The 18,772-nt window shown below is 49.3% G+C and carries 19 protein-coding genes and 2 pseudogenes; 15 read left to right on the top strand and 6 right to left on the bottom strand.

All coding sequences use genetic code 11. The annotated features are described in order from the left end of the window. The first annotated feature begins 82 nt into the window (after positions 1–82). The 3 genes from KVT34_RS00100 to KVT34_RS00110 all read left to right on the top strand — a co-directional run bounded on the left by KVT34_RS00100 (position 83) and on the right by KVT34_RS00110 (position 3,097). Positions 83–1,225 carry a metallophosphoesterase gene (locus KVT34_RS00100; RefSeq protein ID WP_217556070.1) on the top strand — a complete coding sequence of 381 codons (1,143 nt, stop codon included), beginning with the start codon at positions 83–85 and terminating at the stop codon, positions 1,223–1,225. A gap of 66 nt (positions 1,226–1,291) precedes the next feature. Beyond that, complete coding sequence (locus KVT34_RS00105) at positions 1,292–2,284, top strand: aldose 1-epimerase (RefSeq protein WP_217556071.1); 993 nt, start codon at positions 1,292–1,294, stop codon at positions 2,282–2,284. Between the two features lie 90 nt (positions 2,285–2,374). After that, on the top strand, positions 2,375–3,097 hold the full coding sequence (locus KVT34_RS00110; protein ID WP_217556072.1) for a hypothetical protein: 723 nt from the start codon (positions 2,375–2,377) through the stop codon (positions 3,095–3,097). 124 nt (positions 3,098–3,221) lie between these two features. Here the strand turns inward: KVT34_RS00110 and KVT34_RS00115 are convergent, their stop codons facing one another. From KVT34_RS00115 to KVT34_RS00125, 3 genes are all read right to left on the bottom strand, one after another. Then, on the bottom strand, positions 3,222–4,151 hold the full coding sequence (locus tag KVT34_RS00115; protein WP_217556073.1) for a helix-turn-helix domain-containing protein: 930 nt from the start codon (positions 4,149–4,151) through the stop codon (positions 3,222–3,224). Between the two features lie 73 nt (positions 4,152–4,224). Continuing rightward, complete coding sequence (locus KVT34_RS00120; RefSeq protein ID WP_217556074.1) at positions 4,225–4,953, bottom strand: polymer-forming cytoskeletal protein; 729 nt, start codon at positions 4,951–4,953, stop codon at positions 4,225–4,227. A gap of 2 nt (positions 4,954–4,955) precedes the next feature. Next, positions 4,956–5,588, bottom strand: a complete 633-nt coding sequence (locus KVT34_RS00125; RefSeq protein WP_217556075.1) for a YhbD family protein — start codon at positions 5,586–5,588, stop codon at positions 4,956–4,958. Positions 5,589–5,868: 280 nt separating this feature from the next. On the opposite strand from KVT34_RS00125, the gene KVT34_RS00130 reads away from it, so the two are divergent. The 6 genes from KVT34_RS00130 (at position 5,869) to KVT34_RS32310 (ending at position 11,643) form a co-directional block, all read left to right on the top strand. Further along, positions 5,869–6,918 carry a sulfonate ABC transporter substrate-binding protein gene (locus KVT34_RS00130; RefSeq protein ID WP_217556076.1) on the top strand — a complete coding sequence of 350 codons (1,050 nt, stop codon included), beginning with the start codon at positions 5,869–5,871 and terminating at the stop codon, positions 6,916–6,918. A gap of 31 nt (positions 6,919–6,949) precedes the next feature. Continuing rightward, positions 6,950–7,753 (top strand): ABC transporter permease subunit, encoded by an 804-nt coding sequence (locus KVT34_RS00135; RefSeq protein WP_217556077.1) that lies wholly within the window; start codon positions 6,950–6,952, stop codon positions 7,751–7,753. Between the two features lie 25 nt (positions 7,754–7,778). Beyond that, a complete protein-coding gene (locus KVT34_RS00140) occupies positions 7,779–8,621 on the top strand; it encodes an ATP-binding cassette domain-containing protein (RefSeq protein ID WP_217556079.1) in 843 nt (280 codons plus the stop codon). Then, positions 8,618–9,820, top strand: a complete 1,203-nt coding sequence (locus KVT34_RS00145; RefSeq protein WP_217556080.1) for an acyl-CoA dehydrogenase family protein — start codon at positions 8,618–8,620, stop codon at positions 9,818–9,820. The genes KVT34_RS00140 and KVT34_RS00145 overlap by 4 nt, the downstream gene beginning before the upstream one ends. Positions 9,821–10,565: 745 nt before the next feature. Then, positions 10,566–11,372, top strand: coding sequence for a hypothetical protein (locus tag KVT34_RS00150; RefSeq protein WP_217556081.1), 807 nt, complete (start codon positions 10,566–10,568; stop codon positions 11,370–11,372). 148 nt (positions 11,373–11,520) lie between these two features. Then, complete coding sequence (locus tag KVT34_RS32310; protein WP_302694839.1) at positions 11,521–11,643, top strand: hypothetical protein; 123 nt, start codon at positions 11,521–11,523, stop codon at positions 11,641–11,643. Positions 11,644–11,658: 15 nt separating this feature from the next. Here the strand turns inward: KVT34_RS32310 and KVT34_RS00155 are convergent. After that, positions 11,659–11,760 (bottom strand): annotated as a pseudogene (locus KVT34_RS00155) (helix-turn-helix domain-containing protein); the annotation flags it as partial. Positions 11,761–11,935: 175 nt separating this feature from the next. Between KVT34_RS00155 and KVT34_RS00160 the strand changes: the two are divergent. Continuing rightward, positions 11,936–12,190: a hypothetical protein gene (locus KVT34_RS00160; protein ID WP_217556082.1), complete on the top strand. Its 255-nt coding sequence runs from the start codon at positions 11,936–11,938 to the stop codon at positions 12,188–12,190. A 495-nt stretch (positions 12,191–12,685) separates the two neighbouring features. Next, positions 12,686–13,378: a hypothetical protein gene (locus KVT34_RS00165; protein ID WP_217556083.1), complete on the top strand. Its 693-nt coding sequence runs from the start codon at positions 12,686–12,688 to the stop codon at positions 13,376–13,378. Between the two features lie 581 nt (positions 13,379–13,959). On the opposite strand, the pseudogene KVT34_RS31635 reads toward KVT34_RS00165, so the two are convergent. Continuing rightward, positions 13,960–14,130, bottom strand: a pseudogene (locus KVT34_RS31635) (phosphodiester glycosidase family protein); the annotation flags it as partial. On the opposite strand from KVT34_RS31635, the gene KVT34_RS31640 reads away from it, so the two are divergent. Both KVT34_RS31640 and KVT34_RS00175 read left to right on the top strand, forming a co-directional pair. Further along, complete coding sequence (locus KVT34_RS31640; RefSeq protein ID WP_483311422.1) at positions 14,054–14,599, top strand: helix-turn-helix domain-containing protein; 546 nt, start codon at positions 14,054–14,056, stop codon at positions 14,597–14,599. The pseudogene KVT34_RS31635 and the gene KVT34_RS31640 overlap by 77 nt on opposite strands. 430 nt (positions 14,600–15,029) lie before the next feature. Beyond that, complete coding sequence (locus tag KVT34_RS00175; protein ID WP_309244045.1) at positions 15,030–15,329, top strand: VOC family protein; 300 nt, start codon at positions 15,030–15,032, stop codon at positions 15,327–15,329. Between the two features lie 92 nt (positions 15,330–15,421). On the opposite strand, the gene KVT34_RS00180 is transcribed toward KVT34_RS00175, so the two are convergent. Next, entirely contained in the window at positions 15,422–16,870 is a 1,449-nt protein-coding gene (locus KVT34_RS00180) for a serine hydrolase domain-containing protein (RefSeq protein WP_217556084.1), read from the bottom strand. Between the two features lie 823 nt (positions 16,871–17,693). On the opposite strand from KVT34_RS00180, the gene KVT34_RS31645 reads away from it, so the two are divergent. Beyond that, entirely contained in the window at positions 17,694–17,879 is a 186-nt protein-coding gene (locus tag KVT34_RS31645; protein WP_254634487.1) for a hypothetical protein, read from the top strand. A gap of 32 nt (positions 17,880–17,911) precedes the next feature. Next, the gene (locus tag KVT34_RS31650) at positions 17,912–18,184 is read left to right on the top strand and encodes a hypothetical protein (RefSeq protein WP_254634488.1); all 273 of its coding nucleotides are present in this window, start codon (positions 17,912–17,914) and stop codon (positions 18,182–18,184) included. The last annotated feature ends 588 nt before the right edge of the window (positions 18,185–18,772 follow it).

Below are 18,772 nucleotides of genomic sequence, written 5' to 3' on the forward strand. Positions count from 1 at the left end.
GGTATTGGTTCCGTGCGGTCTCCCCATGGTATAATGCGGACATCTCATCTGTTTACCTGTTAAATAAAGGAGTCGGACTCTAGTGAAATCGCGTCTTGTTCTGCTTGTTTTGGCGCTGTTCGTTTATGCGGGGCTTAATATCTACATCGGATGGCATGGCGAGCGGTTTCTCGACTTCTGGGGAATTTCCGTGCCCGCAGGACTATACTGGACGCTGCTGGCGGTGCTGGCTCTCGCTTACATGCTGGGCCGCTCTCCCGCAGTCCCGGGTCCCCCGGGCAGGCTGCTGAAGGTCATCGGGTCTTATTATTTCGCCGTGCTGGAATTTGCCGTTATTCTCCTTCCGCTGGGAGACTTGGCCGCCTGGCTCTTGAAGCTTGCCGGATTTCCGCCCGCCGTATATTTCGGAGGTACGGGATGCGTCGTGCTCGGGATTCTGATTATTCTGCTTGCAAAAGGATACTGGAATGCCTGGACGCCCATTGTCCGGACGTACCGGGCTCGGGTCGGCAAAGGGGCCGGACCCTTGCGTCAACTCCGGATAGCCGTTGCATCCGATATTCACTTGGGTAATATTGTAGGAAAACGGCACTTGGCCCGCCTGGTTAAGACCGTCGACGCCATGAAGCCCGATCTTATTCTGCTTCCCGGCGACCTTATCGACGACAGCATCGAGCCGTATATCCGCAACGGGATGTCGGAGGTCATGAAGCAGCTTCAGGCGAAATACGGCGTGTATGCGGTGCTGGGAAACCACGAATATTACGGCGGCCATATCGAAGAGCACATCCGCCAAATGGAGTCTATCGGTATCCGCGTGCTGCGGGACGAGACCGTTTCCGTAGAGGACGCTTTCTATATCGCGGGACGCAAAGACAAGACGGCGGAGTCGTTCGATACCGGCGGCCGTATGGCAGTGGACCGGCTGCTGTCCGGGCTGGATCCGTCGAAGCCGATTCTTCTCATGGACCACCAGCCCTATCATTTTGACAAGGCAGCCGCTGCGGGAGCGGATGTGCTTCTGTGCGGTCACACGCACCGCGGTCAGTTCGCGCCGAATCACTGGATCACGGGAAGGTTATTCGAGCTGGACTGGGGCTACATGCTGAAGGATAAGATGCATGTCGTCGTATCGTCCGGTTTCGGCACGTGGGGACCGCCCATACGGATCGCCAGCCGTTCGGAAGTTATCGAACTTATTCTCGATTTTGAAGAAGCGGAATGAAAGAGTTTTCATGGTATAATAGTCTGGTAAAAGACCGCGCCGGAACTGACGAGGGGAGAGAGAAGCATGACACATAACCGTGCGTATGAAAGTAGTTATCAGGGAATGAAAGCCGTCCGGCTGGAGTGGGGCTCCTATGAAGCCGTCATGCTCCCGGATTACGGAGGCAACCTTATCGCTTTCCGGGATAAGGACAACGGCTACCGGTTTCTGCACGAGCCGGCCGAGGAAGAGCTGGAATCCTTTAAGGCGAATCCGGGAATCCACGGCATTCCCGTGCTTTTTCCGCCGAACCGTTACGAAGACGGCAAGTTCCCGTGGAACGGCAAAGTGCTCCGGTTTCCGATTAACGAAGAATCGACGGGCAATCATTTGCACGGATTTTTACATAAGATTCCTTGGCAGGTCGACGAATACGGGACGACGGAGAGCGAAAGCTTCGTAAGCGTGTCCGTCCGGGTGGATGAAGCTCATGAGGTGTACAAGTTCCTGCCGTTCCGCTTTACGATCCGCCTGCGTTATTCGCTAAACGGGGACGGGTTGGCCCAGCATTTGTTTATCCGCAACGAAGGCGGAGAACGAATGCCTTGTCTGCTTGCTTTTCACACGTCGGTCAACGCCCCTTTCGCGCCGGATGCTTCGGCGAAGGATTACAGGGTGAAGCTGACGATCGGCAAGCGCTGGGAAATGAACGACCGCATGCTTCCTACGGGGAAGCAGCAAGCCTTGACGCGGGAAGAAGAGCAGCTCCGGGACGAAGGGGTTTATCCTTTCTACGAGCCGCTGGACAACCATTATACGGTGTCGGCCCAGAACGGGCGCAACCGTATGGAGCTGACCGACACGAAGCACAACGTCACCCTCGTTTACGATGTCGGTACGTCCTACAAGCAGTGGATGATCTGGAACCACTTCGGGGAGGAAGGATTTTTCTGCCCGGAGCCGCAGGTGAATCTCGTGAATGCGCCGAACAGCCCGCTGCCGGTGGAAGAAATTGGCTTATTCGGGCTGAATCCCGGAGAAATCTGGGAAGAGACGGGAAGGCTTTATGTGAAGTAACGGCCACAACGCAGCCGAAGCGGGAAAAGAAGACGCTGCTTTCCCATCATCTCCAGAACATGATAAGATGGGAGGCAAGGAGGAGTATATATGACCACACCTAACGAATCCGGCGATCAGCCTATTGAAGCTCAATCGACAGAAGAAGAGCAGCTGTCTCCCGAAGAGCAGGCAGCCCGGGAACAGCAGGAACAACAGCAGGAACAACAGCAGGAACAACAGCAGGAACAACAGCAGCAGAACGAAATTATTTTTGCCTGGTACAAGCATGCCGAACAGGTATTAAAAGAGCAGTTTTCCGACTACGAAGTGGAAGGACAGGTGGGCCAGCATCCCGTCTTCGGTCCTTTGTTCGCCTACACGATCCGTCAGAACGATAACAGTTACTCCTGCGGATTTTTCCTTAACGAGCTTGTGCATACGTTCCAGAATAAGGAGAATCCGGGTCTATGGATGTCTTCCTTCTTCGTGGACTTGATCCGCAGCTCCGACAATCGTCCGCTTCCGGCCGCTCCTCAAAGCGAAGAAGAAGCGAAACAGCTGCTGGACAATTATATCGTGCCTCACTGCGCGGAGAGCGTAAGAAGCGAATTTCCGGAAGAACAGATCTACGTCGATCTGGAGATGCATCCCGAAGCCGGCCCGGTTCTGGAAGTGGGCTTCCCGTCCATTAAAGAAGGCAACAATACGTTTGCCCTTCCGCTCCAGTTTCTGATGACGCTTCACTTGCTGAACCGCGATCCGGCCGATCCGCTTGTTCAGGCGCTCTATAAAATCCATGAAGAGCATCAGCAGCAGGCGGAGCGCACGTAACCGCTTCCGGTTGTCCGATGCCCGCCTGCCGGCTAACGGTGCCGCTTATCGTGCCGTACCGGCCGGCGAGATATAAAAAAGACGATTCTCCGAAAGGGGAATCGTCTTTTTTCGTTGCCACGCGCTACAGACCGGGCTCCTCTTCAAAGTTCAGGTTGATCGGAGCGTCGGGTAACGCGTTAACCTCCTCCAGACTCGTCACGGGCACCTGGAGACTGACGGTATCGAACTGGAGGCTGTCGATCCAGACCCGGCCGCCTCCGTTCAGCAGAACGCCGAATGCGATGGCCACACTCTCTTTGGGCACATCCAGCACCAGGCTGCATCGGCTCCAGCCCGTCGTTCCGCGGATGGGTCTGCCGCCCATGTTGTCAAAACCGAGCACGTCGTGATCTTTGCCGTCTATGCGCAGCCACAAGCCGCACCAGTCCCGGACTTGCTCGGTTTTGACAAAACCGCTCAGCCGGAGCCGGCTTCCCAGGTAAGCGTCCGCTTTGAACATCTGCATCATGGTCCCGAACCCGGAGGCCCGTTCCGTGAGCGAACGCAGATAACCGGACGATTTGCCGTGATGGACCACCAGCCGGTCTACGCCCATCTCGTAATCTCCCGTGTGGGTGCCGGTAAGCATCCAGCCAAGGGGTTCTCCTTGCAAAGCATTCAATTGATCCGCCTGTTCGGCCATTTCGGCTTCACTCTCCTTCTGCATCGTAAGCGTGCGGTAATAGGAACGGTACTGGCCCGGCGTCATAAGGAACATGCGCTTGAAAGAGCGGGTAAACGATTCCTGGGAATCGAAGCGGTATTCAAGCGCGATGTCGAGGATCCTCCGCTCGGTTCCGAGCAGGCTGCATGCCGCGCTGGACAGCCGGCGCCTGCGGATATAGTCGGCGGGAGGCATACCTACCTGAGCCTGGAAGATCCGGTGAAAATGATACATGGAAAATGCCGCCCGCTCGGCGAGGATTTCCAGATTCAGCTCCTCTTTCAGATGAGCCTCGATGTAAGATAAGGTCCGGTTGACCGTTTCCGAATATAGGACTGCTTGCACCATAGCGGGGTATCGCCTGCCTTTCCGCTTTCAGCTTACCATGGAGAGCCGGACGGGGCTTGATCGTTCTTGCGCTTTACAACTGCTGGCGTTCGGCAACGGTCGATTGGATATCTACGTACAGGGTGTTCGTGTACTCCACCCGGCCGATTTCACAGCCGGGACCGATCTTCACGTCTCTACCGCGTACGACGGAGGCGAATGTATGCTCCAGGTAGATGACGTCGCCTTCGATGGTTCCGGCTTCCAGGGATATGCGTTTGGAACCGAAAAGAGAAGCCAGCGAGTTCAGGAAACCGTTTTTGTTAACCCGGATGGATTCTCCGCCGATTTCTCGGGCCCGGCACGGTCCGAACAGGCGAATGTCGATCATGCCCGCATTCAGCAGACCGCCGACTTCAAATCCGCCGTAGGCTTCGAACTTTTCCGCTTCGCAGTCTCCGTTGATCTGTACGGAACCGCGAATGACCGCCGTGTCCGCTGTCAAGGAGCCGCCGATGCCGGCCGATCCGTTCACTTTGACCAGCCCGGCAGCCACGTCGCCCCGAAATTCCCCGTTTCCGCTGACACTCAGCAATTCGGAACGGACATTTCCGGCAACGGAGCCGCTGCCGCGCAGGATCACTTCACTGGCGGCCAAGTTTCCGTACACATGACTGTGCCCCGCCGATTTAAAGCTTCGGCATTCCAGATCGCCGTCAATCCGGCCGTTTCCGTTAATTCTCGCGTTCCGGTAACGTCCGCCGTCTGCCGAACCCGATCCCGAGATGGACAAGTCATTCGTTATAATAGGCTGTGCTTCCATGGTCAGGCCTCCCGCCAAATTTTTGTTTTTAACGCTTCAACGGATGAGGAAAGCTGCAGGCGCGCCACCACTTTCACACCCTTTTCCAGATAAATCTCTCCGGTGCCCTGCTTTAGAAAACAGGTGGACACCCCCATTTTGCGGATAAAAAGGAGTTCCCCGTCGCTGTCGCTCATGTTGAGGTACTGGTCCGTCATAAGCTGGATAAGGCCGCTGCCTTCCTCCAAGCTGATTTCCCCGGTTTCGAGCAGTGTGTGAAGAACATAGACGGCGAAAATACGCTCGAATGTCCACACCTCGGCGTCTCCGCTGAGCCGGACGAAATAGTCCAATGCAACCTTCGAAACAATGTTGCGAAGGATAAGCTCATCTTTTGTCATGCTTAGGTCGGAAGGGCGGGGAGAAAAGCGGTCGGCCAGCTCATCCAGCGACAAATCGTCTTTCTGATACAAAATGTTGTCAATGCGGACGAGAATCTCTTTCTTGGGAAAAAACGTTTCCTGCCCCGTGAAGGTAGATTTTCGGATGAACCACGCTTCGGGTATAAGGTTTTTTCGTTTCCAGCGATAAAGCTGGCCATAGGATATGCCGGTCAATTCGAGCAGATCTTTTTTAGAAATCAATTCTTGCGTCATCTCAACACCTCTTGAAAAAGATTGTAACATAACACTGTTACGCTGTAAATCAGGCTAAATGCCGAGATTTTTTGCAAATGAAGTCGTAAAAAAAGACGTTGACACTTCAAAAAAACGTGTGCTAAGCTACTTGAAACTCCGATAACATACTAATCCAATCGGAATTATTAAAAGAAATGAAGTCTACCGTTCGAACGGAGACGCGCTTTTTTCCTGTCGGGGAAAGTGCGTCTTCTTTTTTTGGGATGAGCGGAAGAACGTCAGGGGGAGAGAGACGAAAATGACAACGAAATCCGGGCGGCTGAAGCGTTCCGCACGTACAAAAGCATGGCTGGCGGCTCTTATGCTGACGGCTGCGGCCGTTCTGTCCGCATGTTCTTCGGGCGGGGACAAAGGGGCCTCGGCAACAACGCCGAATGAAATCAAATCCGCCGTAACGGGAGACGCCAAGGTGCTCCGAATCGGCTACCAGAAAGGGAACACGCTGAATATACTGAAAGAACACGGCAATTTGGAGAAACGGCTGAAAGAGAAGAACATCACCGTGGAATGGAAAGTTTTTGCGGGCGGGAATTTTCTGTTGGAGGCGTTAACGGCGGGAAGCATCGATTTCGGGCATGCGGCAGACGGTTCGGGCGTATTCGCGCAGGCCGGAGGCAAACCGTTTGTCTACGTGGGCAGTGATCTCCCCAATCCGGAAGGCATGGGAATCGTCGTTCATGCGGGGTCGCCGGTCAAAACCGTCGCGGATTTGAAAGGCAAGAAGATCGCAGTAGCGAAGGGCGGGAATCATCATTACCTCGCTGTTCTGGCCCTGGAAAAGGCCGGCCTCAAACTGGACGATGTCAAATTCGTGTTCGTCAAAGACGCATCCGAAGGGAGAGCTTTGTTCGAAACGAAGCAGGTGGACGCGCTCGGTTCCTGGGACCCTTTCTTCGCTTCGGTCGAGAACGATCTGTCGCCGGTGACGCTGACGGACGGAACGGGATTTTCACCGAACCGGACCTTTTATTACGCCAATGAAGCGTTCGCGAAAGGAAATGCCGAGCTGATCCAAACGATTCTGGAGGAAATCGACGTCTCCGACAAATGGGCCAATACGAACAAGCCGGAAGTCGTCAAGCAGCTGACGGAAGCGCTCGGCATCGACCGGAAGGCAATCGAACGGGCCGTGAACCGACGAACGTACGGCGTCGAAAATTTATCCCCGGAAATCATCGAGCCGCAGCAAAAACTGGCCGATACGTTCCACCGGATCGGACTGATCGGGGATAAAATCGATGTAGCTCCGCTGATGCCCGTCCGGCAGGCGTGGGCGATCGGGAAATGACGGCGGATCCTAACTTGAGGGAGATGACGAAATGTGGGTAAACACTGAGCAAGCGGATACGAGACGAAGAGATACATGGACGGCCTTGCTGCTTCCCTGGCTGCTTCCGGTGCTTATTGTGGCGGGTTGGCATATGGCCGCCGTCTACGGGCCTGTTTCCCAGCGGTTGTTCCCGCCTCCTCTTGAGGTAGCAAAGTCGGGATGGAAGCTTTTCGCCTCCGGTCAGCTCACGTACCATCTGGGCGTCAGTCTCGGCCGGGCGGCCGCGGGTTTTGTCATCGGCGGAGGAATCGGGCTGCTGCTCGGGGCGGCCAACGGACTGTTTGTGACGTCCTACCGGATTTTCGATACGTCGATCCAGATGATCCGGAATATTCCGCACCTTGCGCTGGTGCCCCTTGTGATATTATGGATGGGAATCGACGAAGGAGCGAAGGTGTTTCTGGTGTCTCTCGGTGTGCTTTTCCCGGTCTATGTAAATACGTTTCACGGAATACGATCGGTCGACCGGGGATATTTGGAAATGGGCCGCGTCTACGGGCTCACCTCCTGGCAGTTGTTTCGCCATGTTATTTTGCCGGGCGCGCTTCCTTCCGTTTTTGTGGGAATCCGTTACGGGCTCGGAATTATGTGGCTGACGCTGATCGTAGCCGAAACGATCGCCACCGATAAAGGAATCGGGTTTTTGGCTTTAAACGCCCGTGAGTTTATGCAGGCGGACATCATCATTTTAAGTATTCTGCTGTACGCGCTGCTGGGCAAGCTGGCGGATGTGATCGCCAAATGGCTGGAGCATGCCGTGCTCAAGTGGAATGTAAGCTACCGGAAAGCCTAGAACAACGTAAACGGAGGTGCCGCAAGTGAGCGGGTGGAGTCAGTTGGCCGAGGAGGCTTTATATACGGAAGCGCCGGCAGGTGATAGGCGAAAGGCGGTTTCGGGCGATGATGCCGGGCAAAACGGAGAGCGTCAGTTCGGAGCGTCCGTCCAGCTGCAGGGCGTTCATAAATCGTTCGGAGGCAAAAAGGTGCTTCACGAGCTGGATCTGACGATCCGCCCGGGCCAGTTTATTGCCGTTGCAGGCAGAAGCGGCAGCGGCAAAAGCACGCTGCTCAGACTGCTGGCGGGACTTGAGAAGCCTGCCGAGGGCCGGATCGAGATCGACGGCAGGCCCGTGTCCGGCATCGGCCGGGATATCACGGTCATGTTCCAGGAGGCCCGCTTGCTCCCGTGGAAAACCGTGCTGGATAACGTGGGCATCGGTTTAAGCGGGAACTGGCGCCCGCGTGCCCTGCACGTACTCGGGCAGGTAGGCTTGACGGACCGCGCCGGCGAATGGCCGGGCGTCCTCTCCGGAGGCCAGAAGCAGCGGGTCGCCCTGGCGCGGGCGCTTGTCCGCCAGCCGAAGCTGCTGCTGCTTGATGAGCCGCTGAGCGCGCTGGATGCGCTGACCCGGCTGGAGATGCAGCAGCTGATCGGCACGCTCCGGCAGCGGCATGGCTTCACGACTGTGCTCGTCACGCACGACGTAAGCGAAGCGGTCCGTCTGGCGGACCGGATTCTTCTGATCGAGGACGGGAAAATCGCGCTGGACGCCGATAACCCGGCTCCGTGGCCGAGGGATCAGGCGAATCCGGAATTCGCCCGGCTGGAGAAGCGGGTGCTGGAGCGGATTATGCAGACGGGCGGGGGGAACGGCCGATGAATCCATCTCCATTCAGCTTTGCCCGGACGGCGGAAGAGCAGAGGCGTCTCGATGAGATCGGCCGGTTGGCCGACACGCTGCGTGATGAAGCGGCCAGGGCGGATGAGGAGAACGGCTTCTCCTACGGAGCTATCGACGCTCTGAAAGAAGCCGGGTATCCTTCGCTGACGGTCCCGGCCGAATACGGAGGAGCCGGAGCATCCCTGTACGAATTTGTCCTCCTGCAGGAAAGGCTGGCCGAGGGAGATGCGGCGACTGCACTCGGAATCGGCTGGCATCTGGGCATCGTTCTGGAACTGGCGAATCAGCCTGCCTGGCAGGACAAATACGAGGCGCTGTGTAGAGACATCGCTTCCCGCAATCTTCTGATTAACCGCGCGGCCACGGAAAAAGGGACGGGGAGCCCGTCGCGCGGAGGCCGTCCGGCTACAACGGCGGCGGAAGTAAAGGGCGGCTACCTTCTAAACGGACGTAAGACGTTTACGACGCTGGCTCCCGCCCTCGATCTCGTCATTGTGACGGCATCCCTGGAGCCGGACGGAAGTCACGGCGAGTTTGTTTTTCCCGTCGCGACGGAAGGCGTCCGTATAGAGCCGACATGGGATATGGTCGGCATGCGGGGAACGGCCAGTCACGACCTGGTGCTGGAGGATGTGCTTGTCCCGCCGGAGGCGAGAGTAAAGCACACCCGCAGCGAACCGAGCAGACCCGGGCCGGCGGCTCATCCGTATCTGCTGCACATTCCCGCCTGCTACCTTGGCATCGCTCTTGCGGCGAGGCGGGAAGCGGTCACTTTCGCGGCGGCTTACCGGCCGAACTCGCTTCCTCACCCGATTCTGGAGCTGCCTCATATCCGACAGCTGATCGGGGAGATCGAGCTGGAGCTTTCCGCGGCAAGGCATTTTCTCTACGCGGTCGCGCAGCGCTGGGAGAGTGCCCCCGCAGATCCGGGGGCATTCGCCGCGGATTTGAGCGCCGCCAAGACGTTCGCCGTGCGGACGGCGCTTACCGTCGTCGACAAATCGATGCGGATCGCGGGGGCGCACAGCTTGGCGATGACTCATCCGCTTCAGCGGCTGTACCGGGATGTGCGGTTCGGACTGCACAATCCCCCGATGGACGACGTCACACTGAAGCAGCTGGCCGACCGGGCGGAGCGCGAGCTGCTGCCTCCGCCTGAGGGAACGGCGGAGGCGTAAGCGAAAGGCGCTAATGCCATGAAGAAAATTAACTGGCCAAGCATGGCATCTCTAGCACATATTCCAATTCCATGCCATCACAAGTTAATACATGATGTACGTGACTAACGTCTATTAGGTTAAGAGCCACGGTTAGAATATGGAAACTTCGGCTCCTGTATTTAACCAACATTTTTACAGTATACACGGGCTGAATGATTAAGCGAAAAAAGATCATGGCTGTAGGTCGCCGTGATCTTTTTTCGCTTAGATTGCTCATTACCGTAGAGTGCTCCCTATACTGGCACTCCGATTCCTTCATCAAGAAGCGTCCTTGGGTTTATCTCGTTCTGTAAGGACTGCTTGTTTTGTGGTTCGTCTGTGTTATGCCCACTTTTGAAGTGAATCAAGTTGAAGAGGTTTGCGCCCGTTTGAAAGATAAAGGGGTTAACGAGCCTCATGCTAGGCAAGGCTTTCAGCTAACGGGTGACGAGAGCACGATAGGTGATTCAGCAGGCTGCCGACGATCGGCAGCCTATTGAAGTAACAGGCAGATTAGTTAAAGATCATTTGAGGGGAACCATACCACAAGTGACGGCGAAAAATGTTGGTTGTGGGTATGGCGGGCAGTGTTGTTGTTATGTGAAATAGAATGGATTTTAACCTCTACGACCTTTGGGTTTAGGGGGTTTAAGGCTTAAAACAAGGTATTCACGAAGTTCATGAATAAGACGTTATCAGAAATTACTACAAAGGATTGAAAAAAATGATTCCAGAAAATATTGAAGAGATTTTTTTATCTGATGGACTATATAAATCATATTTAATTGAAAGTAATGATGATGTAACTTCTATAATTAGTAACATATATATGAATTTGATTAAACTAGATTGCCACTGTACTCAATGTGGAAGAGATAGTACTTATATTAGTGCTCAAAACCAAGGTTCAAGAACTTATTCATTAAATTGGTTAGAAAACCAAAGAGTATTTACGAGACATTTTTATTGTTCAAGAGTCATAGAACATAAGATGTATTTTATATTTCTGGTTACAGATAATAGATTAATTAAAGTTGGTCAATATCCATCTATTGCAGATTTAACATCTCCAAAATTTAAAAAATATCAAAAAGTCCTAAATAAATTAGACTACCATGAATTAAGTAAAGCAATTGGTTTGGCTTCACATGGTATTGGAATTGGTTCCTTTGTGTATTTAAGAAGAATTTTTGAAAAGCTAATATTTGATGCTTATGAACAATTCAAATCTAATATTGGGGTTAATGAAGATGAATTTTTCAAAAGTCGAATGAACGAAAAAATCTTTATTTTGCAAGAATATTTACCAAGATTTTTAGCTGAGAACCGAGGAATATATTCAATTTTAAGCAAAGGCATTCATGAATTATCTGAAGATGAATGCCTTGAGCTCTTTCCAGTGATGCTAATAAGTATTGAGTTAATACTTGATGAAAAACTCGAGGCTCTAGAAAGAACAAACAAAATAAAATCAGCATCTAAATCAATATCAAATATTTTAAGTAAATTCGGTGAAGGCAGTAACTTCTGATAACACCATATTCACGCATCGGGGCATTCGCCCCTCGGACCAGCAGAAGATATTGACATGGGAGCTGGAGCAGCCGGAACAACCGACTTCGTCGGATGTCGTGAATATACGAAACGTTAGACGAAATCATTAAAACGGGGTGGTCTTTTTGAAAGATAAAATAAATAATCCAGAAACCAATAAATTGATTTCTGGCCTTCAAATCAGCGATGCTGCTATAATGATGACCTTCGAGCGCCCCGAAGGGTCGCTGGGGTCAGCGATGGATTGATACCCCAGCGGCAGCTAACTCGGCTGCATCTACTTGAAGGGCTTCCTGTATTTTTTCCAAAGTATCTATGGTGAAGTTCCTTTCTCCCCGCTCCACTGCACCGATATACGCATCAATGGGGAGCGGCGGTCTGTATTTTGGCTTTTCTGGTGCTCATCGGGGTGGCTGTACGCTTCGCGTATTTGGCGATTTGTGCCCTAAGGCATGCCGAGACTGCGCTTGACACGATGTAGGAGCAAGTGCGTCAAACTGCGGAGAACACCGAAAGCTTACTTCGGGTGTCACCGAGGTCATGCAGGACCTGCAAGGCAAAATGAAATCGATCGATGCTTGGTTTGCGGCAGCGGAGGAGACGGGAGAAGCGGTGCAGCGGGTATCCCGAATCGTGAAGTCCGCGTCACTTGCCATTGAGAACACGGCACTTGAGGCGCGCAAAGCGTTACATAGCCATCGGGATGCCGCAAACGACCTGATGGAGCTGACAGGCGCCGGCCTGCAGCTCTGGCATCGCCTGCAAGCTTCCAGACCCATGAAATCAAAGGAGTGAAAAACGATGGCATCGGAAAAAGAAATAAGGATTTGCTCGTCGGAAAGCTTGACTTGCAAAAAAAACGGGATCTTCGGCGCTATGCCTGAGATCCCGTTTGGTTTTGGCTGTTTGGATTTTAACAACTATTAATCTGGCAAACAGTAAAGGATGGCCATTTTTAGCGGGCTAGTACTCCTAGTGATTGATTCATCTGTAGGGCAGGAAGACCGCCCGTGTCAGAAGCCTCAATGTATCACTTAACGGTTTTTTTTGACACTTCAGAGTAGAATAGGCGCGATTGCTTCTGTTAGAGTAGTGCCTTGACTTTCACTATTCAGTGCCCGGTACGGCAAGATGATAATTCCGATATATTATAAAATAAATATAAAAAACCAAAATTTACAAAATAAGTATATACATAAAAACTATATAGTGGTAGTATATAGTTAATTACTTTGGTGATATACAACTGGCCAGCTTGTATTATCATAAAAATTTAGTTGAGGTGATTAAATGTCTATTTCTCGAACTAGTTTTATTTTCACAATTTGTTTAACATTGATCTTAGCGTTTACAACATCAGCATACGCTGCTCAACCAAAAGAGAACATTGAAAAGGAAAAATTAAATAAGATTTTCAGCAAATACCATGGTCATATCCAGCTTATAGACGATAACGATCAAGGTTTTAAGGTAAGTGAGAAAAATAGGGTGTATTCCATTGAAGAACTCGAAAAAAAACTTGATGAAATCCAAAAAGATACTGATTTTTTAATGAAGGCTATAGAAAATTCTTCACAAGCTCAAATAGTGGATGAGAACCGAATCAGCACTAATTCAGCAGGAATGAGAACAATAAAAGAATGGTTTCCAACGCTCCCTGGTGGGACTTTTGTATGGTTAAATACAACTCTTAATTATACATATGTGTACGGAGTTAATCCTGATAATCCGAGTGCTCCTCCTCATAACTATTTTAAGAGTGGGGACGCAGCTAATATTTATCTCACTGGTGTTGATACGTTGTTATACAGCATCCAAATGGTCAGCGCTCCTCAATGGCAAATAACTGACGATTGGGAAAACGGCGCAGTCTTGCGATGCTCTTATACCTATGCAATGAAGATTGGGGTTCCTACACCTTGGGGGACTATTGGATATACAACAACTACAGGTACGCATTCTGTTAGCACGTCATCACCGTAACCTCAATACTGAAAAATTGTACTGTCCCCTTGACTAAGGGGATAGTTCAATTTAATTTGGAGGAACTTTGATAATGAGGCCACAAGCGATATTATTTATTGGTTATATGTATTTTTTTTACGCATTATTGGTGCTGCTTTCTTTGTTTAAGTTCGGATTTTTGAATATAAGTTTCGAACCAAGATTAAGTATTGCTAATGGATTGCCCTTCGTAAATGACTCAGTTTTCAAAGTAGTATTGGGATGCTTACTCCTGTTTATTTCGTATGGAATATCAAAATTTAAAAAATGGGGTTACTATTTATTGACCGCATACAGTGTGTACTTGATAATTGTTAGTTTATTTTTATACTCTAACTCGCAGCAGGTTATTTTTATGGGAAATGTTTTTTTTAACGCAGGCATCGTCTATGTATTAAATAGATATAGGAGTAGTTTTTCAAGATGAGATTTTATCATCGTAGGATCGAGAGTAAAATCGCAGTTCCCATCATCATTCTTGATGATGACCGTACGGGACGAGAATGTAAAAACGGGATCTTCGGCGCTAAACCCAAGATCCCGTTTGTTTTGTGTCGAGATTACCATTTGGACGGATTGATCTTGCTTGGATCGAATCCTTCCCAAATGTTCTTGATATTCGCTTTAGACGGGGCTTTGAACACGAGCCATGCAGTGGGCAAATACCGTTCGCCATTCTCGCTGGAAGGCTTGTTCAAAATCTGGTTGTCCTTGACCAGCAGTGCTATTGATTATATAGAGGAACATCTTGCCGAGCAACTTTCGTTAGAAGAAATCAGTAGGGCGGCTGCGATGTCGGTACCGAACTTATATCGCTTGTTTTATGCAATGACGAGTCACCCTATAAAAGAATATATACGCAAACGAAGGACTAGTGAGGCAGCTTGTCTCTTGCGACAAACTAACCTGCCGTCGATTGAGATAGGATTTCGCTGCGGGTTTGATACGTATCAAACTTATATCAAGACATTCAAGCGAAACACAGGATTGACTCCTAGACTTTATCGAAAAACGGAAGTCATTTACAGCTTCGAACGGATTCGCCTTCACGAACGATTTTCTTATTTAGAGGAACGGGAGATTTCCGAACGCTTCCCGGATGTGAAGGTTATTAGTCTTTCTCCCCAAGAAGGAATAGGTTATCTTCATGTTGCCGATCGGGATGAAGGACTGGAAGAAGAAAAGGTGTCAACTGCGTGATTACGGGCTGATGAGGCCAATATGAAATGGTTAACACTTAATGGCTTCATAGGGCAATCGCTTTGAGGTATTCATGAATAGTAGCTACGGCAGTCCGTCTGATGACAGCAATATGTATGAAATTTGTATCACTTTACCGGAACGTCTTGTCCCCTCTCCTGAGGAAAACACCGAGTGGCTGATATGGAAAGCGGATTGTATACTTGCTTAACAACCAGATACTTAGGTTCAATGGCTGGAGTCCTTGAAAGGATTTACCGTTGGCTGGGTACATCTTTTGAGTATGAGGCGGATGAAGATCGGCATTGGTTTACTCACTACATTCTTGATGAAAGCGTAAAGGAGTGGGGGCTGGGTCTCTTGAGAAAGTGGTGTGGGTAAAATGCTGTGTGCCTGTCGTTTTACGAAATCTGAAGCAGGGGGATTGATCATGAGCGAAGGATCTGCACGCAAAAATTTACCGGAAGATTACAGACCCTTAGTGATTCCGAAAACTCTAAAAATGATTCATGGAGGTAGAATGATGAACGAACAACAGCAAGCCAAAGAAAGCAATTCGCAGGCTAGCCCGGTCAAAAACAAAGTCGGGAGCATTTTTGTCCCCGTTAGGGACATTGAGAAGTCACGCAGATGGTATTGTCAGGTTTTAGGACTGAATGAAGATGACTGCAAGATCATAAATGGTCACTTATGTACTTTTCCCATGGAAGGGAACCGGGATTATTCTTGATACGATGCCAAAGTGGGGAGGTGACCAACCGGGAGGAGCTCCGTCTATCGAAACTCTTCGCTTTTTTTCAATAAGGCGAACGAATGAAATGCTTATTTTCGGAGCGAGGCATTATATCGGTGAGTGTATACAAGCCATGTAATGCTTGCTGTTAATAATGCCGACGAAATCAAAGCTGTAAGAACACTATATGTTTGCCAAATAAGTATCGTTGACCAATCTAATACACAGCACATTATAAACTGGACAATCGTAGCAATCAGCAAAATAGCTGTTACGATTATTCGCTTTTTTGTTATTGGCTGCCGTTCACTTGTTTTCCTTTTGCGTAAGCCTAAGAGAAAGAACAGAACAGCCAAAAGGCAAAGAATAATTGTGGTAGACGACAAAATGATGTCCAAAAGCTGTGTGCCGCTTATTCCATATGACTGAGTCAGGTTGCCGTCTAATATATCTTTAACTTTTAGTACCATGCTTCTATTGATATTTGCGCCGTTGGTCAGCAAGCAGATGGCTGTTCGTTCATTTGGCAGTATGGCTATTTCGGTTCCGAAATTGGGATTGCCCCCTGGGTGCTCTATAATCGTTTGGTTGGCGTTTACCGACCAGCCCGCCGCATAATACATTTCATTGACAGCCGGAACAGACCTATCACCCTGATGTGATTTTTCGATAACCGTATGGAATATTTCGGGTATGTCCTGCACAATACCCATCTGTATGCCCATCCAACGCGCCATATCTTTTGTACAAGAAATGATGTAGCCTGCGGGTTTATTCCCGGAATAATCCGGCGCGTTATATGGAGTTGTCATAAAAAAGGAAGAACGGTAGCCCTGTGCCAACTGTCCGGTGGCTTGAGCATCTTCTTTATAAACATACGTCTGGTGGAGACCCAACGGCTGAAATACCTGTTCCCTCATAAAGTCTTCATAGCTTTGTCCCGCCACAATCTCAATAACCAGACCTAATACGTCATAATTAACAGTTCCGTAATTATACTGCTCACCAGGATAGAACGACAATTCAGAATCTACGAGCATTTCTACGGTTTTTTGCAACATATCCGGCGTATTGCCTTGGGGAATGTTTTGACTGTGACTGCCATTTGTTAAGCCGCTAGTATGGTGTAAAAAGTTATTGAGTGTAATACTTTGCATATCAACGTGTTTCCCCTGATACTTTAATGTAAACCAAGGCAAATATTTCTGGATAGGGTCTGACATTGACAGCAGTCCTTGCTCTTCCATCAGCAGAATACCCATGCCGGTAAAAGCCTTACTTACCGAAGCCAGCTCATATAGAGTATTTTCGCTTGCCGACAGTCCCTTTTCACGATCTGCGTACCCGGAAGAAAAGTAGAGCACTTCATTGTTCGCAAGTATTGAGATTGATATTCCCGGTACACCTGATATACGGCTTGCATCATCCAACAATGTTTGTATTGAATCAGATTGCGAATCTGATAATGCATAGCTTGGTGTTGCGAATCCGGTGAACAGTATAAGTACTGCAATCATAAAGACAATAATTTTTTTCATAGTCTCTCCATTCCGAAAAAACTCCCGTACGGAAAATATAAATAATCCGCAGTAGCTTATTATTGCAAAATCTTTTTGTATGTGAAGAATCATACGATATAAAAAATTAGATTGCTATCATAATCTTCTCATCAAAGGTTAGCTCGATCTCTTTGTGATGCATTTATTTACTGCTTCAGTCAGATAGAAACACTGCATTTAGTCAAACTTGAATAGCTCAGAAGACTCCAATTGTGTTGATGTCGAGCTCTTTCAGTGATATTCCAGCTGTAAACAAGGTTGATAGTCAAGCATTTTGAGGCGATTTCCGAAAAACAATAATAATATAGGAGATTATTACCTTATGGACGAGTTCTTTTGATAGGAGTTAAGTTCGCTTTATAGATGATATGGTGAAACTTATCATAAGTGACGACGAAAAGTTTTTGCATTATGTCTACATTTTATGAAATGCACTGAAGTAGAAATATTAATCCCTAAGTAGCAGGGGAATACTGGTAAATGCCGAAATTAAGTATTAATGCATATCACCTGGTTGGGTGAGGAGGAATACTGTGTGACTACAAATGAGATTATTAAACAACTATTTATCAATTGAACAACTTGGAAGAGTTAATGATGAAGATGAACCACCACACATATGGAAAAATGATGTATCAAATAAATCGAGCGTGGAATTACAAAGTTTTTCAATCGGATTTAAAGATGCTTGCAAGGATGACACTGTCATCAAGGATTTATTCTCTCACGCCGAATTGGATTGATCTAGATTAATATTTGGGCGGTAAGAGCGGGATTTCTTCATATGACGGGAGTATATGGATTGAGTGAACACAGGGAGGATAACTGGGATGAGAATGCCAAGCGACAGCTTCTACAATTTATTGAGAAGCATCATGAAAAACTCAAGCGCTATCAATTGATGGATGATGAGAATGAATTGGCGGACGAGCTCGCGATCAAGGAGCAAATTCCGATTGTGTTTGCTTTGTATACAGCGTCACTGTAGATTGGGGAGAGGATGACGAGGAAATCGTCCGATTGTTCGGTAAACGGCTTCCAGATGAAACGATCGAAGTGACGTCTACGGACAAAGGACTGGACGTTACCTACAATGGACAACTGTATTCGATTGCGCTTACCTTTACCGGAAATGATCGCTATATCACGATTCGCGGCTTTCAGGAGCTGATCCGGGACAAATACGAAATTCGACTATTTGAGGCCTCGTATCTTTCCGATACGCACGATTTTTTTGATTTTACCGAAGCGGCAGTGGGGGGAACTGGATGCCCGGTATCCGGTGCGGAATAGGGAGATATTCCGTGTCATCGATGATGAGCTGGATTTTCCGTAACCAGGATGTTTTTGCCTGATTTGCTTGGGATAAGACAAAAAAGAGCTGTAGCTGCGACAATAGTTTCATTTTTATAGCGGGTCATATGTCAAACATGAGCAATCAGGGATTTATTCCCTCGCGCCGAATTGGATTGATTACAGTACAAAGGAGCTGGCCGCGACAGCTCCTTTTCGCATTTTTCGCCGTTAGCCCCGTTAAGCTGAACCTTACCATATGTGACGCAACGAAAACCGCGTCTAGTATTCAACCCAGCGTTGCCAACTGCATTCCGGTTCTAAAGCCGAATGCAGTTTTTTATTTATCATATCAACGTGTCCGCTATTCTTTATTTTGACCTGCTGTTTTTCTTTTTGTTTGTGGGGCTTCGATCGGTCGGGAAGAGCGGCAGAAGGCGGATATTTTTACAACTTGCCGCTCGATCCTATCTCGCCTTTTTCGTCTCACCGGTTTGCTGGACAACCCGTTCATGTCGTTTCAACTTGGCAACGACCTGATCCTTCGTTCTCTGCGGGATGTCGAACTTCTGGAGCGCAGGCGCTGAG

The sequence above is a fragment of the Paenibacillus sp. GbtcB18 genome (assembly GCF_019091125.1).
Classification (GTDB): Bacteria; Bacillota; Bacilli; order Paenibacillales; family NBRC-103111; genus Paenibacillus_F; species Paenibacillus_F chitinolyticus.